At 57.1% G+C, this 5,257-nt stretch carries 3 rRNA genes; all 3 read right to left on the reverse strand.

From position 1 onward, the window contains the following. Nucleotides 1–4: 4 nt before the first annotated feature. A 5S ribosomal RNA gene (rrf, locus tag NRB56_RS38005) occupies nucleotides 5–121 on the reverse strand. 165 nt (nucleotides 122–286) lie between these two features. Continuing rightward, nucleotides 287–3,400 (reverse strand): 23S ribosomal RNA (locus tag NRB56_RS38010). A 320-nt stretch (nucleotides 3,401–3,720) separates the two neighbouring features. After that, nucleotides 3,721–5,235 (reverse strand): 16S ribosomal RNA (locus tag NRB56_RS38015). Together the 16S, 23S and 5S rRNA genes form the textbook arrangement of a ribosomal RNA operon. Between the last annotated feature and the right edge of the window lie 22 nt (nucleotides 5,236–5,257).

Consider the following 5,257-nt stretch of genomic DNA (forward strand, 5'->3'; position numbering starts at 1 on the left):
TATGTTCCGGCGGTGTCCTACTCTCCCACACCCTGGCGAGTGCAGTACCATCGGCGCTGGCAGGCTTAGCTTCCGGGTTCGGAATGGGACCGGGCGTTTCCCCACCGCTATAACCGCCGTAACTCTATGAAACTATCCACACCCCCCACCACACCGAGCCAGCTGTAGCACCGGCAAGAACACCCCGGCTGAAATTCCGGAATCCCTTGCCCGACACCACAACCCACCCGACACGGGGGGTTCGTGTGTTGTTTCAGACACTACACAGTGGACGCGTAACACCTTCGTTGGTAAGCCCTCGGCCTATTAGTACCGGTCACCTCCACACGTTACCGCGCTTCCAGTTCCGGCCTATCAACCCAATCGTCTATTGGGAGCCTTACCCCCTTAAAGGGGTGAGAAACCTCATCTAGGAACAGGCTTCCCGCTTAGATGCTTTCAGCGGTTATCCCTTCCGAACGTAGCAAACCAGCCATGCTCCTGGCGGAACAACTGGCACACCAGAGGTTCGTCCGTCCCGGTCCTCTCGTACTAGGGACAGCCTTCCTCAAGTTTCTAACGCGCGCGGCGGATAGAGACCGAACTGTCTCACGACGTTCTAAACCCAGCTCGCGTGCCGCTTTAATGGGCGAACAGCCCAACCCTTGGGACCTACTCCAGCCCCAGGATGCGACGAGCCGACATCGAGGTGCCAAACCATCCCGTCGATATGGACTCTTGGGGAAGATCAGCCTGTTATCCCCGGGGTACCTTTTATCCGTTGAGCGACACCGCTTCCACATGCCGGTGCCGGATCACTAGTCCCGACTTTCGTCCCTGCTCGACCCGTCAGTCTCACAGTCAAGCTCCCTTGTGCACTTACACTCAACACCTGATTGCCAACCAGGCTGAGGGAACCTTTGGGCGCCTCCGTTACATTTTAGGAGGCAACCGCCCCAGTTAAACTACCCACCAGGCACTGTCCCTGAACCGGATCACGGCCCGAGGTTAGAAGTCCAATACGACCAGAGTGGTATTTCAACGACGACTCCACCAGAACTAGCGTCCCAGCTTCACAGTCTCCCACCTATCCTACACAAACCGTACCGAACACCAATACCAAGCTATAGTGAAGGTCCCGGGGTCTTTTCGTCCTGCCGCGCGTAACGAGCATCTTTACTCGTAATGCAATTTCGCCGAGTCTGTGGTGGAGACAGCAGAGAAGTCGTTACGCCATTCGTGCAGGTCGGAACTTACCCGACAAGGAATTTCGCTACCTTAGGATGGTTATAGTTACCACCGCCGTTTACCGGGGCTTAAATTCTCAGCTTCGCGGATCACTCCGCTAACCGGTCCTCTTAACCTTCCGGCACCGGGCAGGCGTCAGTCCGTATACATCGTCTTACGACTTCGCACGGACCTGTGTTTTTAGTAAACAGTCGCTTCTCTCTGGTCTCTGCGACCACCACCAGCTCAGAGGGCAAAGCCTCGTCACCAGCACTGGTCCCCCTTCTCCCGAAGTTACGGGGGCATTTTGCCGAGTTCCTTCACCACAGTTCTCTCGATCGCCTCGGTATTCTCTACCTGACCACCTGTGTCGGTTTGGGGTACGGGCCGTGTACCAACTCACTAGAGGCTTTTCTCGGCAGCATAGGATCATGGAATTCACCTCAAACGGCTACGCATCACCTCTCAGGCTGCATGAGTGACGGATTTACCTACCACTCGCCCTACAGGCTTACACCCGGTAATCCACCACCGGGCCCCACTACCTTCCTGCGTCACCCCATCGCTTGACTACTACAGCAAGGGTCGTGCGCATCCCTCTTAGGTCTCCCGAAGGAGATCCCGCCAGTTCAGGGCACTTAGCATCACTGATTCGCCACTGGGCGCGGATACACGGGTACGGGAATATCAACCCGTTGTCCATCGACTACGCCTGTCGGCCTCGCCTTAGGTCCCGACTCACCCTGGGCAGATTAACTTGACCCAGGAACCCTTGGTCATCCGGCGGACGAGTTTCCCACTCGTCTTTCGCTACTCATGCCTGCATTCTCACTCCCACAGCCTCCACAACTCGGTCACCCGGCTGCTTCCCTGGCTGCAGGACGCTCCCCTACCCATCCAGACCACTACCCCGAAGGGAATGTCATGTCTGAATGCCGCGGCTTCGGCGGTGTGCTTGAGCCCCGCTACATTATCGGCGCAGGATCACTTGACCAGTGAGCTATTACGCACTCTTTCAAGGGTGGCTGCTTCTAAGCCAACCTCCTGGTTGTCTCAGCGACCCCACATCCTTTTCCACTTAGCACACGCTTAGGGGCCTTAGCCGGCGATCTGGGCTGTTTCCCTCTCGACTACGAACCTTATCGCCCGCAGTCTCACTGCCGCACTCTCACACCCCGGCATTCGGAGTTTGGCTGACTTCGGTAAGCTTGTAGGCCCCCTAGGCCATCCAGTAGCTCTACCTCCAGGGTGAAACATGCGACGCTGCACCTAAATGCATTTCGGGGAGAACCAGCTATCACGGAGTTTGATTGGCCTTTCACCCCTACCCACAACTCATCCCCTCAGTTTTCAACCTAAGTGGGTTCGGGCCTCCACGACGTCTTACCGTCGCTTCACCCTGGCCATGGGTAGATCACTCCGCTTCGGGTCCATAGTGTGCGACTCGACCGCCCTATTCGGACTCGCTTTCGCTACGGCTACCCCACACGGGTTAACCTCGCCACACACCGATGACTCGCAGGCTCATTCTTCAAAAGGCACGCCATCACCCCACTCCAAGAGAGGGCCCTGACGGATTGTAAGCGCACGGTTTCAGGTACTATTTCACTCCCCTCCCGGGGTACTTTTCACCTTTCCCTCACGGTACTAGTCCGCTATCGGTCACCAGGTAGTATTCAGGCTTACCGGGTGGTCCCGGCAGATTCACAGCAGATTTCACGGGCCCGCTGCTACTCGGGTGCCCATCACATGAGCCGTCATGCTTTCGCTTACCGGACTCTCACCGTCTACGGTCGGCCATCCCAGACCACTTCAGCTAACACAACGGTTTCTGACTCACGCTCGACTCGGCAGAATCGAGAAGACAGGTCCCACAACCCCGCATAGACAACGACTGCCGCCTATCACATCTACACGGTTTAGCCTCATCCGCTTTCGCTCGCCACTACTCACGGAATCACATGTTGTTTTCTCTTCCTGTGGGTACTGAGATGTTTCACTTCCCCACGTTCCCTCCACACACCCTATATATTCAGATGCGGGTGACACGACATCACTCGTGCCGGGTTTCCCCATTCGGAAATCCTCGGATCTCAGCTCGGTTGACAGCTCCCCGAGGCATATCGCAGCCTCCTACGTCCTTCATCGGCTCCTGGTGCCAAGGCATCCACCGAACGCTCTTACACACTTACAAACAAAGATGCTCGCGTCCACTGTGCAGTTCTCAAACAACACACAACCCTGGATCCACACCCAGCACCAGCACGAACCCGGCGCGGTATGAACTGGAAACCCAGACTCGTCGTCATCTTCCTGGAAAGAACGTCTGTTCTTTCAGGACCCAACAGTGTGTCGACTACAATCCAGCACCCCCAGCCACAGTGGACCGAGAGCAACCGCCGGCGCATGTCAGCGTTCCACCCATGAGCACCGCAGTCCCACAGTCGGGGACTGAACGGCTCTGGCATCCTCCAACCCCGACCATTCGGGGCGAGGAATGCAGATGCTCCTTAGAAAGGAGGTGATCCAGCCGCACCTTCCGGTACGGCTACCTTGTTACGACTTCGTCCCAATCGCCAATCCCACCTTCGACGGCTCCCTCCACAAGGGTTAGGCCACCGGCTTCGGGTGTTACCGACTTTCATGACGTGACGGGCGGTGTGTACAAGGCCCGGGAACGTATTCACCGCAGCGTTGCTGATCTGCGATTACTAGCGACTCCAACTTCACGGGGTCGAGTTGCAGACCCCGATCCGAACTGAGACCGGCTTTAAGGGATTCGCTCCACCTCACGGTCTCGCAGCCCTCTGTACCGGCCATTGTAGCATGTGTGAAGCCCTGGACATAAGGGGCATGATGACTTGACGTCGTCCCCACCTTCCTCCGAGTTGACCCCGGCAGTCTCCTGCGAGTCCCCGCCATAACGCGCTGGCAACACAGGACAAGGGTTGCGCTCGTTGCGGGACTTAACCCAACATCTCACGACACGAGCTGACGACAGCCATGCACCACCTGTACACCGACCACAAGGGGGCCTACATCTCTGCAGGTTTCCGGTGTATGTCAAACCCAGGTAAGGTTCTTCGCGTTGCATCGAATTAATCCACATGCTCCGCCGCTTGTGCGGGCCCCCGTCAATTCCTTTGAGTTTTAGCCTTGCGGCCGTACTCCCCAGGCGGGGTACTTAATGCGTTAGCTACGGCACGGATCCCGTGGAAGGAAACCCACACCTAGTACCCACCGTTTACGGCGTGGACTACCAGGGTATCTAATCCTGTTCGCTACCCACGCTTTCGCTTCTCAGCGTCAGTTACTTCCCAGAGACCCGCCTTCGCCACCGGTGTTCCTCCTGATATCTGCGCATTTCACCGCTACACCAGGAATTCCAGTCTCCCCTGAAGTACTCTAGTCCGCCCGTATCGACTGCAAGCTTGCAGTTGAGCTGCAAGTTTTCACAATCGACGCGACGAACCGCCTACAAGCTCTTTACGCCCAGTAATTCCGGACAACGCTCGCACCCTACGTATTACCGCGGCTGCTGGCACGTAGTTGGCCGGTGCTTCTTATACAGGTACCGTCACTTGCGCTTCGTCCCTGTCGAAAGAGGTTTACAACCCGAAGGCCGTCGTCCCTCACGCGGCGTCGCTGCATCAGGCTTCCGCCCATTGTGCAATATTCCCCACTGCTGCCTCCCGTAGGAGTCTGGGCCGTGTCTCAGTCCCAGTGTGGCCGGTCACCCTCTCAGGTCGGCTACCCGTCGTCGCCTTGGTAGGCCATTACCCCACCAACAAGCTGATAGGCCGCGGGCCCATCTCGCACCGATAAATCTTTCCACCACACCACATGCATGGCATGGTCCTATCCAGTATTAGACCCAGTTTCCCAGGCTTATCCCAGAGTGCGAGGCAGATCACCCACGTGTTACTCACCCGTTCGCCGCTCGTGTACCCGAAGGCCTTACCGCTCGACTTGCATGTGTTAAGCACGCCGCCAGCGTTCGTCCTGAGCCAGGATCAAACTCTCCGTTGAAGACTCTCGAAACACCCCCAAA

It is taken from the genome of Nocardia aurantia (assembly GCF_009604425.1).
Classification (GTDB): Bacteria; Actinomycetota; Actinomycetes; order Mycobacteriales; family Mycobacteriaceae; genus Nocardia; species Nocardia aurantia.